Raw genomic sequence first — 21,070 nt, forward strand, 5'->3', positions numbered from 1 at the left:
GACACCCCGGCCACCCGCAACCTGATCGACTTCGCGGCGTTCGTGGCGATCTTCCCGCACCTGATCGCCGGCCCCGTGCTGCGCTTCAAGGACCTGGCCGACCAGTTCAACAACCGCACCCACACCGTGGACAAGTTCTCCGAAGGCTGCACCCGCTTCATGCAGGGCTTCATCAAGAAAGTGTTCATCGCCGACACCCTGGCGGTGGTCGCCGACCACTGCTTCGCCCTGGAGAACCCCACCACCGGTGACGCCTGGCTTGGCGCGCTGGCCTACACCGCGCAGCTGTACTTCGACTTCTCCGGCTACAGCGACATGGCCATCGGCCTGGGTCTGATGATGGGCTTCCGCTTCATGGAGAACTTCCGCCAGCCGTACATCAGCCAGTCGATCACCGAGTTCTGGCGGCGCTGGCACATCAGCCTGTCCACCTGGCTGCGCGACTATCTGTACATCACCCTGGGCGGCAACCGCGGCGGTACCTTCGCCACCTACCGCAACCTATTCCTGACCATGCTTCTGGGCGGCCTGTGGCACGGCGCCAACTTCACCTACATCATCTGGGGCGCCTGGCACGGCATGTGGCTGGCGATCGAGCGTGCACTGGGCCTGGACACCAACCCACAGCGCTTCAACCCAGTGAAATGGGCCTTCACCTTCCTGTTGGTGGTGGTCGGCTGGGTGATCTTCCGTTCCGAGAACCTCGACGTGGCCGCACGCATGTACGGCGCAATGTTCAGCTTCGGCGACTGGCAGCTGTCGGAAATCAACCGCGCCAACATCACCGGTTTGCAGGTCGCGACCATGGTCATCGCCTACGCCACCCTGGCCTATTTCGGCCTGCGCGACTTCTACCGCAACGCCACCCCTGAGCAAGCGCCACGCACCCCGGTGCAGGTCAACGCCGATGGCTCGGTGGGCATGGACTGGACGCGGATCATGAGCCGCGCGCTGGTACTGCTGCTGTTCGTCGCCTCGGTGCTCAAGCTCTCGGCGCAGAGCTACTCGCCGTTCCTCTACTTCCAGTTCTGAGGCCAAGACCATGAGCCGGACACTTCGTATCACCTACTCCCTGACCTTCATGGGCATGCTGGTCGGCCTGGGCGCTTGGTCTGTCGGTGGCATTGAAAGCTTCAACCGTACCGAGCAGATGACCTTCCTCAACGGCAAGCTGGCCAAGGCCGCCGAGACCCACTACGACGAGCAGTTCCCGATCAAGCGCCTGAGCACCAACCTCTGGGCCGCGCTGGATTTCAAGCTGTTCAACGAAGGCCGCCCCGGCGTGGTACTGGGTCGCGAGCAGTGGCTGTTCACCGACGAGGAGTTCAAGCCCACCGCCGGTGCCGATCACTTGATGCAAGAGAACCTCGCGCTGGTGCGCGGCATTCGCGACACCCTGCAACGCCAGGGCACCCAGCTGGTGCTGGCGATCGTGCCCGCCAAAACGCGGCTGTACCCCGAGTACCTAGGCGAGGAGCAACCGGCCAGCCTGCACAGCGAGCTGTTCAACCAGTTCCACGCCCAGGTGCGCCAGGCCAACGTGTTCGCCCCCGACCTGCTGGCGCCGCTGGAGCAGGCCAAGGCCCGCGGCCAGGTGTTCCTGCGTACCGACACCCACTGGACGCCCATGGGCGCCGAGGTGGTGGCCCAGGCCCTGGCCGAGGCGGTCAAACGCCAGAGCCTGCTCAGCGGCGAGCCCCAGGCCTACATCACCGAAGCCGGCGCCAGCGCGCCGTACAAGGGCGACCTGACCAACTTCCTGCCGCTGGACCCGCTGTTCAGCAACCTGCTGCCCAAGCCGGACACCCTGCAACAGCGCAGCACCCGCCCCGTCTCGCCCGAAGGCGAAGGAGGCGATGCGCTGTTCGCCGACGCGCAGATCCCGGTGGCACTGGTGGGCACCAGCTACAGCGCCAACCCGCACTGGAACTTCCTCGGCGCCTTGCAGCAAGCGCTGCACAGCGACGTCGCCAGCTACGCCGAAGACGGCCATGGCCCGCTGCTGCCGATGCTCAAGTACCTACAAAGCGACGCCTTCAAGCAACACCCGCCACAGGTGGTGGTGTGGGAGTTCCCCGAACGTTATCTGCCAATGAAGAACGACCTCAGCGCCTTCGACCCACAGTGGATCGCGCAGCTGAAGAACACCCGCAAGACCGAAGAAAACCTGGCCCTGTCGTCCAATCGGACGGATCACTGATAGAGGACATGCACATGACCAACAAACCTTCCTTTGCCAAAGCCTTCACCCTCGCCGCTGGCCTGAGCCTGCTGACGGCACAAGCCATTGCCGGCGACGCCGCGCTCTATGGCCCAAGCGCGCCGAAGGGCTCGACCTTCGTACGCCTGTACAACGCCACCAGCACCCCCACCGCCGCCACGGTCGGCAACACCCAGATCAAGCAGGTGAGCGCCCAGGGCAGCAGCGACTTCAGCTTCCTGCCCGGCGGCGACTACACCGCCCAGGTCGGCAGCAAGTCGGTGCCGGTGAAACTGGCCTCCGACAAGTACTACACCCTGGTCAACAACGCCTCGGGCAACCCGCAGCTGATCGAGGAACCGCCGTTCAAGAACAAGCAGAAAGCCCTGGTACGGGTGCAGAACCTCAGCGACAAGCCGCTGACCCTCAAGACCGCCGATGGCAAGACCGAAGTGGTCACCCCGGTGGCCGCCAAGGGCCGTGGCGAGCGCGAGATCAACCCGGTGAAGGTCAACCTGGCGCTGTATGAAGGTGACAAGAAAGTCAGCGACGTCAAACCCGTCGCCCTGGAACGCGGCGAAGCTGCCGTGCTGTATGTGACCGGTTCCGGCAGCAGTCTTTCGCCGGTTTGGGTAGTCCGCCCGGTCGCCACTAACTGATCCCTGCCTCTATCGACTATTGGAGAAACATCATGATCCCGGTAATTCTTTCTGGTGGTAGCGGTTCGCGTCTGTGGCCTTTGTCGCGCAAGCAATTCCCCAAGCAGTTCCTGGCCCTAACCGGTGAGCACACGCTGTTCCAGCAAACCCTCGAGCGCCTGGTGTTCGAGGGCATGGACACCCCTATCGTGGTCTGCAACAAGGACCACAAGTTCATCGTCCAGGAGCAACTGGGCAGCCTGCAGCTGGAAACCCAGGCGATCCTCATGGAGCCGTTCGGCCGCAACACCGCACCTGCGGTAGCGATGACCGCCATGAAACTGGTCAACGAAGGCCGTGACGAGCTGATGCTGGTGCTGCCCGCCGACCACGTGATCGAGGACCAGAAAGCCCTGCAACGCGCCCTGGCCCTGGCCACCGTGGCCGCCGAGCGTGGCGAGATGGTGCTGTTCGGCGTGCCGGCCACCAAGCCTGAGACCGGCTATGGCTACATCCGCTCCAGCCAGGACGCGCTGCTGCCTGAAGGCGTGGCACGCGTGGCGCAGTTCGTCGAGAAGCCCGACGAAAAACGCGCCAACGAGTTCGTGCGTGCCGGTGGCTACTTCTGGAACAGCGGCATGTTCCTGTTCCGCGCCAGCCGCTTCCTCGAAGAGCTGAAAAAGCACGACCCGGACATCTACGACACCTGCCTGCTGGCCCTGGAGCGCAGCAACGAGGACGGCGATGTGCTGAGCATCGACGAAGCCACCTTCGCCTGCTGCCCGGACAACTCCATCGACTACGCGGTGATGGAAAAGACCCAGCGCGCCTGCGTGGTGCCGCTGTCCGCGGGCTGGAGCGACGTGGGTTGCTGGTCGTCGCTGTGGGACGTGCACGAGAAGGACGCCGACGGCAACGTCACCAAGGGCGACGTGGTGGTGCAGGACAGCCGCAACTGCATGATCCACGGCAACGGCAAGCTGGTGTCGGTGATCGGCCTCGAGAACATCGTGGTGGTCGAGACCAAGGACGCCATGATGATCGCCCACAAGGACAAGGTTCAGGGCGTCAAGCAGATGGTCAACACCCTCGACAAGCAGGGCCGCACCGAAACCCAGAACCACCTGGAAGTGTACCGCCCGTGGGGCTCGTACGACTCGGTGGACATGGGTGGGCGTTTCCAGGTCAAGCACATCACCGTCAAGCCCGGTGCCAGCCTGTCGCTGCAGATGCACCACCACCGCGCCGAGCACTGGATCGTGGTGTCCGGCACTGCCGAGGTGACCTGTGACGAGAACGTGTTCCTGCTCACCGAGAACCAGTCGACCTACATTCCGATCGCCTCGGTCCACCGCCTGCGCAACCCGGGCAAGATCCCGCTGGAGATCATCGAGGTGCAGTCTGGCAGCTACCTGGGCGAGGACGACATCGAGCGCTTCGAAGACGTGTATGGGCGTACCTCCACGCCGATCGAGCGTGGCGTTTCGGTGAAGACCATCGCGCAGTAAACGCAAGAGGCCGCTGCTACAGGTTTCCCCCATCCCTGTGGCAGCGGCCTCGTCTTGCGATTGGAGGGCACAGCCCTCCCCTTTTGAGCCCACCCCGATTTCCCGCTACGATGATCGAACCCTCGCCACCAAGGCTTGCACCTCATGATCATCGGCGCCTTCCTCATTCTCACTTGGCTGATCTTGCTGCTGCGCTACCCGGCCAAGGCCCTGCCTATTTCCCTGGCCGCCGTGCTCGGCTTGGGCCTGGTCGCCTTGGGTGTGGTCTGGCAAGACCAACGCGAAGCTTCGCAATTGGCCCGCCTGGACCTGCGCCTTACCTACGCCCCCGAGCAGTGCCCCGCCGACCGCGCCCTGCGCGTGACCATGAAGAACAACAACAAGGCCCCGCTGACCGAGCTGCGCTGGCGCGTGGCCGCCTATGCCCCGGGGGACACCGTGAACCTGGCCGAGAACACCTACAACGCCCCGCGCTATCGCGGACCTGGCGAACTGCAGCCGGGTATCGAGTGGAGCGACTGCCTGCCCATTCCACCGCTGCGCTCGGGCTATCGGCCGCAGACCCTGGAGTTCCGGGCCGAGCACCTTCAGGGTACATTCGCCAATTGACCTATCGCCTGTACCGCCGCGAATAGGCCGGTACTGCCCACACAACCCTCGAACTGAACACAGGCCCCCCCATGCCCACCATCCTGATCACCGGTTGTTCCAGCGGCATCGGCCGCGCCCTCGCCGATACCTTCCGCGACGCAGGCTTCGAGGTGTGGGCCACCGCGCGCAAGGCCAGCGATGTCGAGCAGCTGTCCGCCGCCGGCTTCACTGCCCGTCAGTTGGACGTCAACGACCCACAGGCCCTGGCCCGGCTGGCCGAGGAACTCACCGACCGCGATGCCGGCCTGGACATGCTCATCAACAACGCCGGCTACGGCGCCATGGGCCCGCTGCTGGACGGTGGCGTCGAAGCCATGCGCCAACAGTTCGAAACCAATGTGTTCTCGGTGGTCGGCGTGACCCGCGCCCTGTTCCCACTGCTGCGCCGTGCCAAAGGCCTGGTGGTGAATATCGGCAGCGTGTCGGGCGTACTGGTCACCCCATTCGCCGGCGCCTACTGCGCCTCCAAGGCGGCGGTGCATGCCTTGAACGACGCCCTGCGCCTGGAGCTGGCGCCGTTCGGCATACAGGTGATGGAAGTGCAGCCCGGCGCCATCGCCTCGCAATTCGCCAGCAACGCCCAGCAACAGGCCGACCAGGTACTGGCTGCCGATTCGCCGTGGTGGCCGCTGCGCGAACAGGTGCAGGCCCGCGCCCGCGCCTCGCAGGACAAACCCACCCCAGCTGCGGTGTTCGCCCAGGGCGTGCTTGCCGCCACGCGCAAGTCGCCGGTGCCAGCGTTGGTGCGCCTGGGCAACGGCAGCACGGCGCTGCCGCTGCTGGCGCGGGTGTTGCCGCAGCGGTTGCTGGATACGGTGTTGCGCAAGCGGTTTGGGTTAATGCGCCCGCTTTGAGACAGCAGTGAGGCCCTCGCCTGGCCTCACCACCACCGTACAGGTCGTTCCCGCCGCCAACAGGTACCCCTGCGGCACCTCGTCGATATGAATGCGCACCGGCACCCGCTGCGCCAGGCGCACCCAGTTGAAGGTCGGGTTCACGTCCGCCACCAGCTCGCGGCTTTGCGGGTTGTCGCGGTCGTAGATGCCGCGGGCGATGCTCTCGACATGCCCCTTCAGGCGCTCGCCGCTCATCATCTGCAACTCGGCCACATCGCCCACCTTCACGTGGGGCAGCTTGGTTTCCTCGAAAAAGCCATACACCCAGAACGAGTGCTCATCCACCACCGCCATCACCGCCTCGCCGGTGCGGGCGTAGTCGCCTTTATGCACGTTGAGGTTGGTCACGTAACCATCGACCGTGGCCAGGATGCGCGTACGCGAAAGGTCCAGCTCGGCGGCGGCCAGCAGCGCCTGGGCGTGCTGGTAGTCGGCCAGGGCCGCGTTGGCGATGTTGCTGGCGTCGTCGCGGTTTTCCCTGGAGATCACCAGGTTGTCCAGGTCGGCGCGGCGCTTGGCGTTGACCTTGCGCATCTCCCAGGTGGCCTTGCGCGAGGCCACCAGCGCCTTGGCCTGGTCGACCGCCAACCGATAGTGCTCGGGGTCGATCTGGATCAACACGTCGCCCTTGCGCACCCGCTGGTTGTCGCGCACCGGCACGTCCACCACATAGCCGGGTACGTCGGCGGCGACGTTGATGATGTCGGCACGCACGCGGCCATCGCGGGTCCAGGGCGTGGTCATGTAGTGCAGCCACAGCTGGCGACCGATCGCCACGGCAGCGGCCAGCACCAGCAAGGTGGCGAGCAGGCTGAAGAACTTTTTCATCGAAGGTTTCTCACCAGTAGAGCGACAGCGCCAGGGCGCCGAACAGGCAGACGAACAGGCACAGGCGCAGCAGCGCCGGGTGCCAGAAGAATCGGTAGCCATCATGGCTTGCGATGAACCGGTCCAGGCCCCAGGCCAGGCCCAGGGCGAACAGGAACACCAGGGTCAGGGTTGGCATGTACAGGCCATGGAAGGCGATTTCACGGGGCATGCTGCGGTCCTTGGGCCAGGGGCGACTGGGGGTCGAGCAGGGAGCTGCGGATGAAGTGCAGGTAGCTCTGCACCCGGCGCAGCACCGAGGTGTCGAAGTGCCGGGCGAAGGGTTCGTCGGTGGCCTGTACGCGGCTGATGGCGTGGTCTACCGCCACCAGCGCGCGCTCGTGGTTGCTGGCGTTCGGTTGCAGGAACAGCCGCGCCAGCGCACGGCCCATCACGCGGATGGCCTGTCGCCAGGGTTGGCTTTCGGCATAGGCCGGGTGCACCGGGGCCGTGGCCTGCTCCTTGCGCAACTCGATGATCGCGTGGCCGACTTCCGAGACCACGAACATCCAGCGCATCAGCTCGCCCTGCACCTGCGGCTTGCCTGCCGCCAGGCCATAGGCCTGGTGCAGCAGGTCGCGGGTGCGGCTTTCGAAGGCCGGGCCCAACCCACGCAGGCGGCCACCGATGGCGAACAGCACCTGCTCGCGCAGCTCACGCTCCAGTCGGTTCCACAGCCAGCGGCTGTTAGGCGGCAGGATGATCGCCCCGGCGGCGGCGCACACCAGCATGCCGAGCAGCATGCCCAGGTAGTCGTTCACGTACGTATAGGGGTCGTACACCGTGAGGTTGTTCGGCACCGAGCCGATGGCGAAGAACACCAGCAGACCGATGCCATAACCCGCATAGGCCGGGCGTGCGGCCAGGTAGGCGCCGAGCACGAACACCGGCGCCAGCACCATGCACAGCAAGGGGAAGCCATCGATCCAGGGGAATACGAAGAAGGTGTCGAAGAACCCGACGAAGGCGCCGAGCAGCGTGCCGCAGGCCATCTGGAAGGCCATGCGCTTGGGGTTCGGCGAAGCCGCCGACAGGCCCACGGTGACCGAGGCGATCAGCGTCATCATGGCGCCGCTGGGCCAGTCGCTGAGCAGCCAATAGCTGCCCAGCATCAGCAGCACCAGCGATGCCCGCAGCCCGGCGGCCAGCGACACCAGCCAGCTGGTCTGGGCCACGTAGGGCTCGTCCCACTGCTCACGCTCGTGGTTGTGGGCGGCCAGCGAGGCATGGGTCTGGGCATAGCTGTAGAGCTCGTCGATGAAACGGTAGAGCAGCTCGAAGGCGGTGTGGAAATCCAGCAGGTCGGCTTCGCTGGGCAGGGTTTGCAGATACGCCGCGCGCAGGCTGCGCACCTGGGCTTGCAGGCCGTCCTTGTAGGCAGCCAGCTCCAGAGTCAGGCGCAATGCATCGGCGTCGGTGAGCAGCCGACCTGCGTAGGGTTCGAGCAGTTGCACCAGGGTTTCAAGGCCCGGCTCGACAGCCTCGACGATACGCGCCGGGCCACGGGCTCGCAGACGCTCGAGCAACCGATGCAAGGCGTTGAAGCGGGTGGAAATGGCCATGAACTCGCTGTTCATGCGCACCAGCCGCCCCGAGCGCCTGCGCATGTGCGGGTCTTCGAAGGCGGTGACATTGCGCAGGCTTTCAAGGCCTACCGCTTCGGCGATGAAACGCACGTTGCTGGTTTCGAAGCGGTCGTGCTGGCTGTTGCCGCGCAGGGCCTCGATCACCACTGCGGCGAACACGCCGAAGCGCTGGTACAGCGCATTGCGCATGGCCGCGCTGGCCGACTGCGGCAAGATCGCGGCGCTGACGAAGGTCGACACCAGAATGCCCAAGGCAATTTCCAGCACCCGCCATACCGCCAGCATGAACGCCTGGTCGGGGTGCTGCAATACCGGCAGGCCGATCATCGCGGCGGTGTAGCCCGCCAGCACGAAGCCATAGGCACGGAAGGTGCGGTAGCGCATGGCGCCGGCCGAGCATAGGCCGACCCACAACGCCAGGCTCGGCAGGAACAGCTCGGTGTTCTGCGGGAAAATCGCGATCAGCGCGACCATCATCGCCGAGCCTGCCAAGGTGCCTAGCACCCGATAGAAACTCTTGGCGAACACATGCCCGCTCTGCGGTTGCATGACGATGAACACCGTGATCATCGCCGTGCGTGGCTGCGGCAGTTCCAGGCGCATCGCCAGCCACAGGGTGACGAAGGCTGCCAGCAGTACCTTGAAGATGTATACCCAGGTGACCCCATCGGTGCGCGCCCAGGTGAATAGGCCCCGGCGCCATTCCAGGCTTTGCAGCCAGCGCAGGGTCAGGCTCGCGGCGTTCATTGGCGCAGGCCTGACGAATCGAAGATCGCCAAGCTGGCAGGTGCGTTGGGCGCGGCTTGATCCTGGGCTTCAGGCACATCCTCACCGGCTTGCAGCCCACCGCCCAGGGCCGTGGCCAATTCGGCATGGGCGCTCAGGCGTGCAGCCTGCACTTGCTGCTGCACCTGCTGCTGGCGGAACAGCAGGGTCTGGGCGTTGAGCACATTCAGGTAGTCGGTCAGCCCGCGCTGGAAGGCCACGGTGGCAATGTCGTAGGTCTTCTGCGCGGCGGCCACGCTTTCGGCGGCGAAGTGCGCCTGCTCGTGCATCGACTCGCGGCGGATGAGCTGATCGGAAATGTGCTTCAGCGCGCCGACCACCGCCTGGTTGTAGCGCGCCACCGCCATGTCGTAGCCCGCCGAGGCCACACCCAGCTGCGCACGCAGACGGCCACCGTCGAAGATCGGCAAGCTGATGGCCGGGCCGACGTTGTAGTTGAACTTGCGTCCGCTGATGAATTCCAGCGGGCCGCCGCCGGTGGCCATGAAGTCCAGGCCGCCGACCAAGTCGACATTGGGGAAGAAACCCGCATGCGCCACCTCGATACCGCGCGCCTGGGCCGCCACCTGCCAGCGGCTGGCGACCACGTCGGGGCGCTGGCCGACCAGTTCGGCGGGCATGTTCGAGGGCAGAGTGAGAGGTTGCGCAAGGCTTAGCCGCGGACGCCCGATGCTGCCCCCAGCCCCTGGCCCCAGCCCCGCCAAGGCCGCCAATTGGTTGCGCGCCAAGGCGATTTCCTCGTTCAGCGCGTCGATCTGGCGATGGGTCTCGGGCAGCGGCGCCTCGGCCTGGCTGACCTCGAAATGGGTGCCGATGCCACCTTGCAAACGGCGCTTGGCCAACGCCAGGATCTGCTCCTGCTGGGCAAGCTCGGCCTTGACGATGTCGCGCTGGGCGAAGTGCAGCGCCAGCTGGATGTACACCTTGACCAGGTTGTTCTGCAACTCCAGCTGCGCCTGGCGGGCCTCGGCCACGCGCATGTGCGCCAGGTCCACGGCCTGTTCGCTGGCATTGCGCTCACGCCCCCACAGGTCGAGGGCGTAGCTCAGGCCGATACCAGCGTTGTTGTCCCAGGTGTTGGCGCCAGACAACGCGCCAGGGCCATAGAACGGGTCCGCTGGCCAGTTGTGGCGCTTGAGCGCGGCTTGGCCATTGGCTTGCAGCTTTTCTGCCGACTCCACCACGCCAGCCATGGCCTTGGCCTCGCGCACCCGCGCTGCGGCCATGGCCAGGGTCGGGCTGCCAAGCAGCGCCAGGCTCACCCAGTGGTCCAGCTGCGGGTCGCGGTAGGCCCGCCACCATTGCTGGGCAGGCCAGCGCGCATCGATAGTCGCCTCGCGAATGGCCTGGTCGGTGTCCAGGGTGTTGGCTTGCAGGGCTTGGGTTTGCGGGGCAATACCCGAGGTTCCGATACAGCCGCTGAGGGTGAAACTGAGGGCACAGGCGCTTAGGATGCGACGCGGCACAGCTGCGATTTCCCGAGGAGGAGGTAGGAGGCCGGGCAATTCTAGGGGCGGGTTTCATTGGCGATAAGCGCCTATTCCTGCGAATCTTTGTTACCGAAACAGCGATAATCCGGCTTTGGTCGAAGCACCGGAAGCGTTGCTTCATGGCACAATTGGCCCTCTACACCGAGAGTGACCCATGGACACCTTGCAAAACATGCGTGCGTTCAGTTGCGTGGCGCAGCTGGGCAGTTTCACCGCCGCCGCCGTGCAGCTGGACACCACCACCGCGAACGTGTCGCGGGCGGTCTCCAACCTGGAAGCGCACCTGCAAACCCGCCTGCTCAACCGCACCACCCGGCGCATCGCCCTGACCGAAGCGGGCAAGCGCTACCTGATGCGCTGCGAGCAGATCCTCACCTATGTCGAGGAAGCAGAGGCCGAGGCCAGTGATGCCCACGCCCGCCCGGCCGGGCAGTTGAAGGTGCATTCTATGAATGGCGTCGGCCAGCACTTCGTGGTCGATGCCATCGCCCGCTACCGCCAGACCCACCCCGACGTGACCTTCGACGTGACCATGGCCAACCGCGTGCCGGACCTGCTCGACGAGGGCTACGACGTGTCCATCGTGCTGGCCACCGAACTGCCCGACTCGGGTTTCGTGTCCCAGCGCCTGGGCATCACCTACAGCATTGTCTGCGCCTCGCCCGACTACGTGGCCCAGCATGGCTTTGCGCACAAGCCGGTGGACCTGCTCAAGCACGCCTGCCTGCGCATGGTCAGCCCGGTGATTCCACTGGAGAAATGGCTGTTCGACGGTCCGGAAGGCCAGGAGATGGTCAACATCACCAGCTCGCCGTTCCAGGTGAACTCCGCCGACGCCATGAAAACCGCCATTCGCAGCGGCATGGGCGTAGGTGTGCTACCGATCTATGCGGCCATCGAAGGCCTGCGCGACGGTAGCCTGGTGCGGGTGATGCCCGACTACCGCTTGCAGGAGCTGAACCTGTACGCCATCTACCCTTCACGCCAGTACCTGGATGCGAAGATCAAGACCTGGGTCGAGTACCTGCGCAATTCGCTGCCGGAAATCCTCGCGGCCCATGAGGCAGACCTGAAGACCCATGAGTTGCTGGTGGCGAACTGAAAATGGTAGGTTCCTAAGCATTCACGCCCTTCCCGTCCGCCTTGCAGAGAAGTAGCCCGATGAAAAAGACCGTCCTGGCCTTCAGCCGTATCACCCCGGCCATGGCCGAGCGCCTGCAGCAAGATTTCAACGTGATCCTCCCCAACCCCAAGCTCGGCGACATCAACGCCCAGTTCAACGAGGCCCTGCCCGAGGCCCATGGCCTGATCGGCGTGGGCCGCAAGCTGGGACGCGCCCAGCTCGAAGGCGCGGGCAAGCTGGAGGTGGTGTCGAGCGTCTCGGTCGGCTACGACAACTACGACGTGGACTACTTCAACGAGCGCGGCATCGCCCTCACCAATACCCCCGACGTGCTCACCGAAAGCACCGCCGACCTGGGCTTCGCCTTGGTCATGGGCTGCGCGCGCCGCACGGCCGAACTCGATGCCTGGACCAAGGCCGGGCAGTGGCAGGCCACCATCGCCCCGACCCACTTCGGCACCGATGTGCACGGCAAGACCCTGGGCATCGTCGGCATGGGCAACATCGGCGCCGCCGTGGCCCGCCGCGGGCGCCTGGGCTTTGGCATGAACGTGCTGTACAGCGGCAACAGCCGCAAGACCGCGCTGGAGCAAGAACTGGGCGCGCAGTTCCGCAGCCTGGAGCAACTGCTGGCCGAGTCGGACTTCGTGGTGCTGGTGGTGCCGCTGTCCGATGCCACCCGCAAGCTGATCGGCGCCCGCGAGCTGAAGCTGATGAAGCCCAGCGCGTTCCTGATCAACATCGCCCGCGGGCCGATCGTCGACGAGGCCGCGCTGGTCGAGGCGCTGCAGAACGGCACCATTCGCGGCGCCGGCCTGGATGTGTACGAGAAAGAACCGCTGGCCGACTCGCCACTGTTCAAGCTGCCCAACGCCCTGACCCTGCCGCATATCGGCTCGGCCACCGCCGAAACCCGCCAGGCCATGGCCGAGCGGGCCATGGAAAACCTGCGCGCGGCGCTGCTGGGTGAGCGTCCGCGCGACCTGGTGAACCCGCAGGTGTGGAAAGGCTAAGCCCCCCTCAACGTGCAACCGCAGCCCCAGGTGCCACCTTGGCCCTGGGCTTGCGGAACACCAGCACATTGCCCGCCATCACCGCCACCAGCCCCAGCAGGGCCGGCGCCGTCCATTGATACCCCTCGACCACCGCCGACACGTTCAACGCCACCAACGGGAACAGTACGGTGCAGTACGCCGCCCGCTCCGGCCCCATGCGCCCGACCAGGGTCAGGTACGCGGTAAAGCCGATCACCGAGCCCGGAATCACCAGGTACAGCAACGAGCCGATGTAGCGCGCGTTCCACTCCATGTCGAAGGGAATGCCACTGGCCAGGCAATACACCGCCAGCATCGAGGCGCCATACAGCATGCCCCAGGCATTGGTGGTCATGGGCTTGAGGCCCGCCTTCTGCTGCATGCTCGACAGCATGTTGCCCGCCGAGAAGCACAGGGTGCCGAGCAACGCCAGGCCCAGGCCATAGAGGGTTTCCTGGCTGGCGGTATGGTGCGACAGCTCCGGCCAGAACAGCAGCCCGAGGCCCAACAAGCCAAGCGCACCACCGCCCAGCACGTTGGCGGCGATTTTCTGGCCGAAGAACAGCCGCGCGTTGAGGGCGTTCCACAGCGTCGCCGTAGAAAACACCACGGCGATCAACCCAGTGGCGACCCACTGGCTGGCGGTGAGGAAACACATGAAGTTGACGCAGAACAGGCAGAACCCCTGGGCCAGGCAGATCAGGTGCCCGCGCCGGTCCATCGTTTGCAGGCGACGACTCAGCAGCAGGATAGCGAACAGGATCAACCCCGCCAGGGCGAAGCGGTAGACGATCGATACAGGAATGGCGACTACACCCAGTTGCAGTTTCAAGGCGATCCAGGTGGTGCCCCAGATGAGCACGGTGAGCAGGTACAGCGAAAGATTCATGGCGCGGGTCTCGGGTGGATCGAAGTCAGCGCCAGCGTCCCACCTCCCCCACGCCTGCGCTTGCACAAACTTGCGCTTTTTCGTCGCCTCACGCTGCCAACTTCCCGCGCGCGCAGTACGATAGCGCCACGAGGAAACGCCCATGACCCCACTGACCCAGCTGCACGTGTTCAACGCCATGAACGCCTCGCCCAACGCCCGGCTGGAGCTGAGTGCGCACCTGGGCGATGGGCTGGCTGCCGCGCTGTGGAGCAACCGCGACGACGCCCGCGACTACCAGGCGCCTAGCCACCACACACTGTCGTGCTACATCGCCGACGGCACCGGCACCTTCCGCCGCCAGCGCCCGGCCGACAAGGGCTCGCCCGACAAGCTGTGCATCATGCCGGCCGGCCAGGAGTCGAACTGGGTGGTCAATGGCAGCATCCGCCTGGCGCACCTGTACATCAGCGAAGAACAGTTCGCCCTTGGCTGTACCCGTCTGCTCGACCGCGAGCCCCGGGAAATGCGCCTGCAAGAAGCGACGTTCCTCGACGACCCGCAGCAAGCCCAACGCTTCCGCCAGTTGGCTGCCCTGGACTGGGACGAGCCCGGCGAGCGCCTGCTGGCCAGCAGCATGGCCCACGCCATCGTCGACCACGCCGTGCTCAACCAGGCCGGTCTGCGCCAGGGCCTGAAGCTCAAGGGCGGGCTGGCGCCGCACCAGCGTCGGCAACTGGTCGACTACATCGAAGCGCACCTCGACCAGCCCCTGACCCTGGGCGAGCTGGCGCTGCGCTGCAACCTCTCCGAATACCACTTCGCCCGCATGTTCCGCGCAAGCTTCGGCTTGCCGCCGCACCAGTATCTGCTGGCGCGTCGGCTGCACCTGGCGTGTCGGCTGTTGCGCGACGGGGCGCTGCCACTGGGGCAGGTGGCGCTGCTGTGCGGGTTCGCCAGCGCCAGCCACTTCAGCAACCGCTTCCGCCAGGTGATGGGCGCCACGCCGGGCGAGTACCGCGCGGCGTTTGGCTGAGGCCCCATCGCCAGCTAGAACTCAAACGTACTGCTCAGGCTCACCTGCCGCGCATCGCCGATCGCCACGAAATTCCGGTTCACCGCCGAGCTGTAGTACACCTTGTCGAACAGGTTCTTCACGTTCAGTTGCAAGCGTACCTTGTGCTCGTCCAGGGTGGTCTCGTAGCTGGCGAAGGCGTCGGCGACTGTGTAGGCCGGCAGGTCGAAGTCGTTGGTCGCATTGCCCGCACGCTCGCCCACGTAGCGCGCCCCGGCGCCCAGGCGCAGGCGGTCACCGCCGAACAGGCTGCCGTAGTCGTACACCGCCGACAGCGAAGCGCCGTGGCGGGCGACGTTCTGCAAGCGATTGCCCTTGAGCTCGGGGTCCTTGGTCACTTCGGCATCGATGAAGGCATAGCTGCCAATCAGGCTCCAGCGCTCGCTGAGCTGGCCGGTCAGGTCCAGCTCGACGCCGCGCGACTTCACCTCACCGGCGTTGCTGTACAGGGTATCGCCGGTACCGGCGTCGAAGTTGGCCACCAACACGTTCTGCTTGGTGATATCGAACAGCGCCAAGGTGCCGGTGAGCCGCCCTGGCAGGTCGAGCTTGGCGCCAATTTCCCAGGCCTCGCCCTCCTCCGGGGCGATGGAGGAGTCCAGCACCAGCCCGCCCGTCAACGGCGCGATGCTGGAGTTGGGCTTGAACGACTCGCTGTAGCTGCCATAGAACGACAGCTGCTCGTCGACCTTGTACACCACCCCGGCATGGGGCACCCAGGCCTGGTCGCTGTTGTCGGTGTTGGCGGTGAATGGCCGCCCGCGCCCAGCGTACTGGTCGTACTGCTGCAAGCGCGCGCCAGCCACGACGATCCAGTGCTCGTCCAGGTGCACGGCGTCCTGGAAGAACAGCGAATCGGTGCGCAGCTTGTCGGTCTGGTCGCTATCGCTGGGGCGCACGGTGCTGCCCTCGGGCTCCAGGCCATACACCGGGTTGAGGTAGCTGAAGGTCGAGCGGCTGGCCTGGCGGATCAGGTCGGCGCGGTAGATCTTGCGGTCTTCGTGGTCGAAGCCGATCAGCAGGTCGTGCTGCATGCCGCCCAGCTGCACGTTGCCGGCCAGGCTCAGGGTGGCGTACTGGTCGCGGCTCAGCGAACCGTGGGTGCCGTCGATGCTGCGGCTCAGGGTGCCATTGGCATCGTTGACGCCCGTCACGCGCACCTGGCTGGCGTCGTAGGTTTCGCGGTTGAAGCTGTAGCCGAAGTGCACTTTCCAATCGTCGGCGAGCTGGTGGTCGACTTCCAGGCGGTACAGGTCCGAGCGCCCTTCCATGTCGTTGAAGGGTTCGTCCAGACGGCGCTCGGCGGGGATGTTCAGCGGGTGGTTGGTGCGGTTGCTGATGGCCGTGCCGCGGTCGAATGGGTAGAGGAATTCGCGGTGCTCGTAGGCCAGTAGCACCTGGGTGTCTTCGCCGAACCAGGCCAGCGACGGCGCTACCAGCGACTCACGGTGCACACCGAAGTTGCGCCAGTAGTCTTCATCCTCGTGGTCGACGATCAGCCGGTAGGCGAAGTTGCTCTCGCCCAGCGCGCCGGTGCTGTCGAAGCCGCCACCGCTGCCGTTCTTGCCGCTGCCGTAAGTGGAGCCACGCAGGTTCAGGGCGTTGTAGGAGGTCAGTTGCGGGCGCTTGCTGACCACGTTGATCACCCCACCGGGGTCCTGGATGCCATACAGCAGCGAGGCCGGCCCCTTGAGCACTTCGACCCGCTCGGTGGTGGCGTTCAGGGCACGGCCCTGCACCACCGGCATGCCATCGCGCATGATCGAGCCATCACGGTTGTCGCCGAAGCCGCGTTTCATCACGGTGTCGGAGGTACCGCCGAAGTTGTTGCCCTGGGTGATGCCGCTGACGTTGTACAAGGCGTCGTCGAGGTTGCGCGGGGCTTGGTCGCGGATCACCTGGGCCGGCACCACGTTGATCGCCTGGGGAATGTCCTGGTTGGCGCCTTGGCCGCGCATGATCGAGGCGCTGGAGGGTGGCTGGTAGCTGTAGGCGTCCATCTGCGAGCTGATGGTGGTGGCTTGCAGGTTGAGCGCGCCGGAGGTGTCCAGCGCTTCGAGAGTCAGGGTGCGGGCATCGAGACGGCGCCAGGCCAGGCCTGAATTGCCCAGCAGCTGTTGCAGGGCCTGCTCGGCGCTGAACGCGCCATTGAGCGCCGGGGCCTGCTGGCTCGGCAGCTCCAGGGTGTACACCACGCTCTGCCCGGTGGTGCGGCTGAAGGCGTTGAGCGCCTGGGCCAGGGGCTGGCTGGGCTGGGCGAAGGTGTACAGCTGCACCTGCTCGGCGGCACCGGCAAGGGGCGTCACCGCCACGGCGGACAAGGCAGAAATACCGAGCCAGAGGGAGACGCAACGCGGGGTGAACTTCATGGACGCTGGACCTGTGAGAGAGCTGATTATTTGCGAATGAATCGCACTTCCACTCAGTACACGGATGTCACGTCCTGTTACCTCATCCGGGTTGTGAAAATATTTTGGTTTTTTGTTGGGGCCGGGATAGTCAGCGTAAAACTGTCAACCGCCCCAGCACCGTCTGCCGCGAGAAACCCAGCACCTTGCCCAGCGAATCCAGCGCCACCAGCGGCTCATCCACCGGGAAGCTGCCGCTGACCTTGCGCTGCCCTAGCTCGCCATCGAGCAACAAGATGCGCCCTGGGTAATACCGGCCCAGATCCTCCACCACCTGCGCCAACGGCACCTGGTAATAATTCAGCCAGCCCTGGCGCCAGGCCAGGCGGTTGTCGCTGTCCACTGTCTGCACCTCGCCCGCCACACCTGCGCCATAGGCCAATTGCTGGTTGGCGGTCAGCTCACGGGCTACCTGGCCCTGCGCGGCGCTCACCGCCACGCGCCCGCTGCGCACCGTGACCTGGGCGCCCTCGCCCTGCCCGCGCACCTCGAACTGGGTGCCCAGCACGCGTACTTCACCGCCCGCCGCCTCGACCAGGAACGGCGCGCCGGTGTGGGTCACTTCGAAGAAGGCGGCCCCGCGCAGTATGCGTACGCGCCGTTCGCCATGTTCGAAGTCCACGGCCACGGCGCTGCCGGCATCGAGGGTCAGGCGCGACTGGTCGGCCAGGGTCACCTGGGTGATGTGCTCGGCGCTGTGGTAATCGGCGCGCAGGTCCTGCAACCAGTACTGCGGCTGCCAGCCCGCCAGGCTGCCCAGCGCCAGCACCAGGCAGGCCGCAGCTGCCAGGGCGCCGCCACGCTGCCGCCAGCGGCTGCGCGGGTGCTGGATGGCGTACAGGTAGTGGGCAAGCTGGGCGTGCTCTTCTTGCGCCAGGCGCGCAGCGGGGGCCTCGCTCAGCTGCCACAGTGCCTGGGCCTCGGCGTAGGCCTGGCGGTGCGCCGGGTCGGCCAGCAGCCAACGCTTGAATGCTGCGCTCTCGGCCTCGCTTGGTTGTTCGTTGATGCGGCTCATCCAGCCCAGTGCGTCGCGAGACTGTTCGGCGGTGATCGGGGTGTCGAGGCTCATCGATGGTCGCTCCCTGGCCTGCGCAATGGCGTCGCGGGTTCGGCGACACTCGCCTTGCACGCTTCGAGGGCGCGCATCATATGCTTTTCCACCGTGCTCTGGGACACCTGCATGGCCTTGGCGATCTCGCTGTACTTGCAGCCATGGATGCGGTTGAGCAAGAAGATCTGCCGAGTGCGCTCAGGTAATTCACGCAAGGCCGCCTCGATGCGGCGCAGGTCGTGGTCGACTTCCAGCGCCTGCTCGGGGGCCTGGGCCGAGACTTGTTCGTCATCGATCAACAGCCCTTCGACCACACGACCCCGGCTGCCTTCGCTGCGCAGGTGGTCGATGGCCAGGTTGCCGGCGCAGCGCAACAGGTAGGTGTCCAGTGCCTCCACCTTGACCTGGGGTCGGCGCCAAAAGCGCAGGAACAATTCCTGGACCAGGTCACTGGCCGTCGCCCGACAGCCAACGCGGCGGCTGACCAGGGCCTCCATGCGCCCACGCTGGGCCAGGAATACCTGGAGAAAGCGCGCCCGGCCGCCGGCCTCGTCGGTGTCGTGCTCGTTCACGCGGCGAATACCGCCAACAGCGGCGCCAGCAGCACACTGGCAGCGGCCAGCCCGAGCAGCAGGCGTGGCTGGTAGGGCAGGCCGAACACCCACAGGGTCAAGCCAGCCATCAGCACTGCGCTCCACTCCACCAGGCCATCGGCCATGTCGCGCCAGTGCAGCGCAAGCCCCAGTGCCAGCAGCAACAGGCCCCAGCCGGCAACACGCAGGGTGCGCAACTGCGCGGCACGGGGCTTGCTCCCGAGCAGTTCGACGAAGTGTTTTTCCATGGCCAGGCACAGCGCGGCCAGCCCGGCGAAGGTGAACAAGGCCACGCTCAGCATCCGCCCGCCTCCACCGCTTGCGCCTTGGCCACCCGAGGCGCGCGCTGCTTCGCAGGTTTGGGTGCACGCAGCATCTTGCTGGCCGCCCAGGCCAGGAACAGGCCGGTGCCCAGGGCGGTGAGGTCGAAGCCAGCCATGGCCCAGTCGCCCATGGCGATGGAATGGTTCAAGCCCTGCCCGGTGGTCAGCGCGTTGAGCAACGGCAGCAAGGCGAACGCCAATGCGCCCAGCGCCAACTGCTCACCCCAGGCGCGCCGCCCAGGGCGCAGCACAGCGTGCGGCAAGGCCAGCAACCAAGCCAGGAAGAATGCATTCACCTCCCAGTCGGCACGCCCCTCCAGCGCCACCGGCAGCAGCCGGTTGGCCCAGAAGAACGCCGCCACGCCCAACAGCAGGCCGCTCATGCTGACGATATTCAGCACCTCCACCAGCCGCAGCTCACCCGGCAGGCGCTCGCTCTTGGCGTGCTTGAGCTGGCGCTTGCCCAGCCACATCACCAACCCCGTACCGATCACCGCCGTGCCGGCGATACCGAAGACGAAATACAGCCAGCGCAGCCAGGGCCCGGCGAAATTGCCCATGTGCAGCCCGGCAAAGGTGAACGAGGTCATCATCGCCGCGCTTTCCGGCGCGCCCTGGGCCACCAGCGCGCCGGTGGCACCGTCGAAGGTCCAGTTGGCACTGCGCTGGTAGGCGACGTTGTCGGCCGAGGCGCGGGTGAAGGTGACGCGGGCGTTCTGGTCCCCAGGGTTATGCACCTGGATGTAGCCCATGCGTGCACCCGGCAGCTGCTCCTGCACCTTGGCGTACAAGCCCGATAGCGGCACCAGCGGCGCGGCCACACCCGCGACCTTGGGCGTCTCGTCGCGCCCGAACAGATCGTTGAAGTAACTGTTGGGGTTGCCGTAGCTGGCCAGGATGCCAGCTGGCATCACCAGGTACATGAACAGCACCAGGCTGCTGTAGCTGATCATCAGGTGGAACGGCAGCACCAGCACGCCGATCGCGTTGTGGCCATCGAGCCAGGAGCGCTGGCCCTTGCCGGGGCGGAAGGTGAAGAATTCCTTGAAGAACTTCTTGTGGGTGATGATGCCGGTCACCAGGCCCAGCAGCATGATGAAGGCGCACAGGGTCGACAGCCAGCGGCCCCACGGATATGGCATCTCCAGCTGGAAATGGAAGCGATAGAAGAACTCGCCACCGCGGCTTTCGCGCGCCTCGACCGGCTCACCGCTATGAGCGTCGAGTTCCTTGCCGGTAAAACCGCGCCGGCCACCTCCGTTCGGGTCGCGCCAGCTCACGCTCAGCGCGGCTTCACGGTCGTTGGGCAGGCGGATGAACCAGCTGCTGGCGTTGCCGGCATTGGCTTCGAGGTAGCGCTGGGCCATGTCCAGGCTGGCCACCGGGTCCAGCGGGTAGCTGCGGATTTCCGGCTTGCTCCAGTGGTTGATCTCTTCCTTGAAGTACGACAGCGTGCCGGTGAGGAAGATGGCGAACAGCAGCCAGCCGAAGACCAGGCCGGTCCAGGTGTGCAGCCAGGCCATGGATTGGCGCAAACCTTCTTTCATGGTTGCTTCACCCAGTAGGCGAGCCCGCCAGCTACCCCCAGCAGCAGGCTTGGCGCCAGTACGCCGAGCCAGGCATGCCAGGCGCTGCGGCAGGCGAAGCACCAGAGGAAAGCCAGCAGGTAGAAGACGAACGACAGCATCATCCCGGTGAGCGCCGCATCGACCTGGGCGCCGGGCAGCAGCAGGCTGATGCACACGGCCGCGCTGGAGGCCAGCAGGTAGCCACCCAATGCCGCGGCCAGGCAGCGTGAGGCCACGGCCAGGCGATAGCTTGGGGGTAGGCCGGCTTTGCTCTTCATAGCGGCGGTCCGGGGTGGCGGAAATGGGGGTGCAATCTTAATGATTTCAATTCTCATAAGCAAAGTCTGAAAGACAGAGGGTCGGGGCCGATGTACGGATTGCTCGGAAGCGTTCTGCGCGCATACA

20 protein-coding genes are annotated in these 21,070 nt (G+C 65.7%); 9 read left to right on the plus strand and 11 right to left on the minus strand.

The window, feature by feature from the left end; genetic code table 11:
- The 6 genes from ACQKPE_RS09080 to ACQKPE_RS09105 form a co-directional block, all read left to right on the plus strand.
- A partial coding sequence (locus ACQKPE_RS09080; protein WP_427665085.1) for an MBOAT family O-acyltransferase occupies positions 1–1,032 on the plus strand: 1,032 nt, incomplete at its 5' end.
- A 10-nt stretch (positions 1,033–1,042) separates the two neighbouring features.
- Positions 1,043–2,200 carry an alginate O-acetyltransferase gene (locus ACQKPE_RS09085; protein ID WP_427665087.1) on the plus strand — a complete coding sequence of 386 codons (1,158 nt, stop codon included), beginning with the start codon at positions 1,043–1,045 and terminating at the stop codon, positions 2,198–2,200.
- 14 nt (positions 2,201–2,214) lie between these two features.
- Complete coding sequence (locus ACQKPE_RS09090; RefSeq protein ID WP_427665089.1) at positions 2,215–2,859, plus strand: alginate O-acetyltransferase AlgF; 645 nt, start codon at positions 2,215–2,217, stop codon at positions 2,857–2,859.
- Positions 2,860–2,891: 32 nt separating this feature from the next.
- The gene (locus ACQKPE_RS09095; RefSeq protein ID WP_427665091.1) at positions 2,892–4,346 is read left to right on the plus strand and encodes a mannose-1-phosphate guanylyltransferase/mannose-6-phosphate isomerase; all 1,455 of its coding nucleotides are present in this window, start codon (positions 2,892–2,894) and stop codon (positions 4,344–4,346) included.
- Between the two features lie 144 nt (positions 4,347–4,490).
- Entirely contained in the window at positions 4,491–4,955 is a 465-nt protein-coding gene (locus ACQKPE_RS09100; protein WP_427665092.1) for a multidrug transporter, read from the plus strand.
- Positions 4,956–5,026: 71 nt separating this feature from the next.
- Positions 5,027–5,851: an SDR family oxidoreductase gene (locus ACQKPE_RS09105; RefSeq protein WP_427665094.1), complete on the plus strand. Its 825-nt coding sequence runs from the start codon at positions 5,027–5,029 to the stop codon at positions 5,849–5,851.
- Here ACQKPE_RS09105 and ACQKPE_RS09110 read toward each other — a convergent pair.
- Genes ACQKPE_RS09110 through ACQKPE_RS09125 form a run of 4 tightly spaced genes read right to left on the minus strand, consistent with a single transcriptional unit; the run spans position 5,834 to position 10,598 of the window.
- Entirely contained in the window at positions 5,834–6,721 is an 888-nt protein-coding gene (locus ACQKPE_RS09110) for an efflux RND transporter periplasmic adaptor subunit (protein ID WP_427665096.1), read from the minus strand. The two genes, ACQKPE_RS09105 and ACQKPE_RS09110, sit on opposite strands and share 18 nt — an antisense overlap.
- A 10-nt stretch (positions 6,722–6,731) precedes the next feature.
- Complete coding sequence (locus ACQKPE_RS09115; RefSeq protein WP_427665098.1) at positions 6,732–6,932, minus strand: DUF1656 domain-containing protein; 201 nt, start codon at positions 6,930–6,932, stop codon at positions 6,732–6,734.
- Positions 6,922–9,093, minus strand: coding sequence for an FUSC family protein (locus ACQKPE_RS09120; protein WP_427665099.1), 2,172 nt, complete (start codon positions 9,091–9,093; stop codon positions 6,922–6,924). The genes ACQKPE_RS09115 and ACQKPE_RS09120 overlap by 11 nt, the downstream gene beginning before the upstream one ends.
- A complete protein-coding gene (locus ACQKPE_RS09125; RefSeq protein WP_427665100.1) occupies positions 9,090–10,598 on the minus strand; it encodes an efflux transporter outer membrane subunit in 1,509 nt (502 codons plus the stop codon). Before ACQKPE_RS09125 ends, ACQKPE_RS09120 begins: the two co-directional genes overlap by 4 nt.
- 178 nt (positions 10,599–10,776) lie before the next feature.
- Here ACQKPE_RS09125 and ACQKPE_RS09130 point away from each other — a divergent pair, with 178 nt between their 5' ends.
- The gene (locus ACQKPE_RS09130) at positions 10,777–11,724 is read left to right on the plus strand and encodes a LysR family transcriptional regulator (protein WP_427665102.1); all 948 of its coding nucleotides are present in this window, start codon (positions 10,777–10,779) and stop codon (positions 11,722–11,724) included.
- Positions 11,725–11,783: 59 nt separating this feature from the next.
- Complete coding sequence (locus ACQKPE_RS09135) at positions 11,784–12,758, plus strand: 2-hydroxyacid dehydrogenase (protein ID WP_427665104.1); 975 nt, start codon at positions 11,784–11,786, stop codon at positions 12,756–12,758.
- Between the two features lie 7 nt (positions 12,759–12,765).
- Here the strand turns inward: ACQKPE_RS09135 and ACQKPE_RS09140 are convergent, their stop codons facing one another.
- Entirely contained in the window at positions 12,766–13,668 is a 903-nt protein-coding gene (locus ACQKPE_RS09140; protein WP_427665106.1) for a DMT family transporter, read from the minus strand.
- Between the two features lie 142 nt (positions 13,669–13,810).
- On the opposite strand from ACQKPE_RS09140, the gene ACQKPE_RS09145 reads away from it, so the two are divergent.
- Complete coding sequence (locus tag ACQKPE_RS09145) at positions 13,811–14,683, plus strand: helix-turn-helix domain-containing protein (RefSeq protein ID WP_427665107.1); 873 nt, start codon at positions 13,811–13,813, stop codon at positions 14,681–14,683.
- A 14-nt stretch (positions 14,684–14,697) separates the two neighbouring features.
- Here the strand turns inward: ACQKPE_RS09145 and ACQKPE_RS09150 are convergent, their stop codons facing one another.
- From ACQKPE_RS09150 to ACQKPE_RS09175, 6 genes are all read right to left on the minus strand, one after another.
- Positions 14,698–17,091 (minus strand): TonB-dependent siderophore receptor, encoded by a 2,394-nt coding sequence (locus ACQKPE_RS09150; protein WP_427665109.1) that lies wholly within the window; start codon positions 17,089–17,091, stop codon positions 14,698–14,700.
- 130 nt (positions 17,092–17,221) lie between these two features.
- Complete coding sequence (locus tag ACQKPE_RS09155) at positions 17,222–18,199, minus strand: FecR family protein (protein WP_427665110.1); 978 nt, start codon at positions 18,197–18,199, stop codon at positions 17,222–17,224.
- Positions 18,196–18,753 (minus strand): RNA polymerase sigma factor, encoded by a 558-nt coding sequence (locus ACQKPE_RS09160; protein WP_427665112.1) that lies wholly within the window; start codon positions 18,751–18,753, stop codon positions 18,196–18,198. Before ACQKPE_RS09160 ends, ACQKPE_RS09155 begins: the two co-directional genes overlap by 4 nt.
- Positions 18,750–19,076 (minus strand): DUF3325 domain-containing protein, encoded by a 327-nt coding sequence (locus ACQKPE_RS09165; RefSeq protein ID WP_427665114.1) that lies wholly within the window; start codon positions 19,074–19,076, stop codon positions 18,750–18,752. The genes ACQKPE_RS09160 and ACQKPE_RS09165 overlap by 4 nt, the downstream gene beginning before the upstream one ends.
- Complete coding sequence (locus tag ACQKPE_RS09170) at positions 19,070–20,644, minus strand: PepSY-associated TM helix domain-containing protein (RefSeq protein ID WP_427665116.1); 1,575 nt, start codon at positions 20,642–20,644, stop codon at positions 19,070–19,072. Before ACQKPE_RS09170 ends, ACQKPE_RS09165 begins: the two co-directional genes overlap by 7 nt.
- Positions 20,641–20,943 (minus strand): DUF3649 domain-containing protein, encoded by a 303-nt coding sequence (locus ACQKPE_RS09175; RefSeq protein WP_427665117.1) that lies wholly within the window; start codon positions 20,941–20,943, stop codon positions 20,641–20,643. The genes ACQKPE_RS09170 and ACQKPE_RS09175 overlap by 4 nt, the downstream gene beginning before the upstream one ends.
- Between the last annotated feature and the right edge of the window lie 127 nt (positions 20,944–21,070).

The sequence above is a fragment of the Pseudomonas sp. NPDC089554 genome, from assembly GCF_050280645.1.
Classification (GTDB): Bacteria; Pseudomonadota; Gammaproteobacteria; order Pseudomonadales; family Pseudomonadaceae; genus Aquipseudomonas.

Bases quoted from the DNA above. Each gene is read 5' to 3' on its own strand.
- ACQKPE_RS09175 (WP_427665117.1), bottom strand. From the start codon at position 20,943: ATGAAGAGCAAAGCCGGCCTACCCCCAAGCTATCGCCTGGCCGTGGCC.
- ACQKPE_RS09115 (WP_427665098.1), bottom strand. From the start codon at position 6,932: ATGCCCCGTGAAATCGCCTTCCATGGCCTGTACATGCCAACCCTGACC.
- ACQKPE_RS09155 (WP_427665110.1), bottom strand. From the start codon at position 18,199: ATGAGCCTCGACACCCCGATCACCGCCGAACAGTCTCGCGACGCACTG.
- ACQKPE_RS09095 (WP_427665091.1), top strand. From the start codon at position 2,892: ATGATCCCGGTAATTCTTTCTGGTGGTAGCGGTTCGCGTCTGTGGCCT.
- ACQKPE_RS09110 (WP_427665096.1), bottom strand. From the start codon at position 6,721: ATGAAAAAGTTCTTCAGCCTGCTCGCCACCTTGCTGGTGCTGGCCGCT.
- ACQKPE_RS09140 (WP_427665106.1), bottom strand. From the start codon at position 13,668: ATGAATCTTTCGCTGTACCTGCTCACCGTGCTCATCTGGGGCACCACC.
- ACQKPE_RS09090 (WP_427665089.1), top strand. From the start codon at position 2,215: ATGACCAACAAACCTTCCTTTGCCAAAGCCTTCACCCTCGCCGCTGGC.
- ACQKPE_RS09170 (WP_427665116.1), bottom strand. From the start codon at position 20,644: ATGAAAGAAGGTTTGCGCCAATCCATGGCCTGGCTGCACACCTGGACC.
- ACQKPE_RS09100 (WP_427665092.1), top strand. From the start codon at position 4,491: ATGATCATCGGCGCCTTCCTCATTCTCACTTGGCTGATCTTGCTGCTG.
- ACQKPE_RS09165 (WP_427665114.1), bottom strand. From the start codon at position 19,076: ATGCTGAGCGTGGCCTTGTTCACCTTCGCCGGGCTGGCCGCGCTGTGC.
- ACQKPE_RS09130 (WP_427665102.1), top strand. From the start codon at position 10,777: ATGGACACCTTGCAAAACATGCGTGCGTTCAGTTGCGTGGCGCAGCTG.
- ACQKPE_RS09105 (WP_427665094.1), top strand. From the start codon at position 5,027: ATGCCCACCATCCTGATCACCGGTTGTTCCAGCGGCATCGGCCGCGCC.
- ACQKPE_RS09085 (WP_427665087.1), top strand. From the start codon at position 1,043: ATGAGCCGGACACTTCGTATCACCTACTCCCTGACCTTCATGGGCATG.
- ACQKPE_RS09150 (WP_427665109.1), bottom strand. From the start codon at position 17,091: ATGAAGTTCACCCCGCGTTGCGTCTCCCTCTGGCTCGGTATTTCTGCC.
- ACQKPE_RS09120 (WP_427665099.1), bottom strand. From the start codon at position 9,093: ATGAACGCCGCGAGCCTGACCCTGCGCTGGCTGCAAAGCCTGGAATGG.
- ACQKPE_RS09135 (WP_427665104.1), top strand. From the start codon at position 11,784: ATGAAAAAGACCGTCCTGGCCTTCAGCCGTATCACCCCGGCCATGGCC.
- ACQKPE_RS09145 (WP_427665107.1), top strand. From the start codon at position 13,811: ATGACCCCACTGACCCAGCTGCACGTGTTCAACGCCATGAACGCCTCG.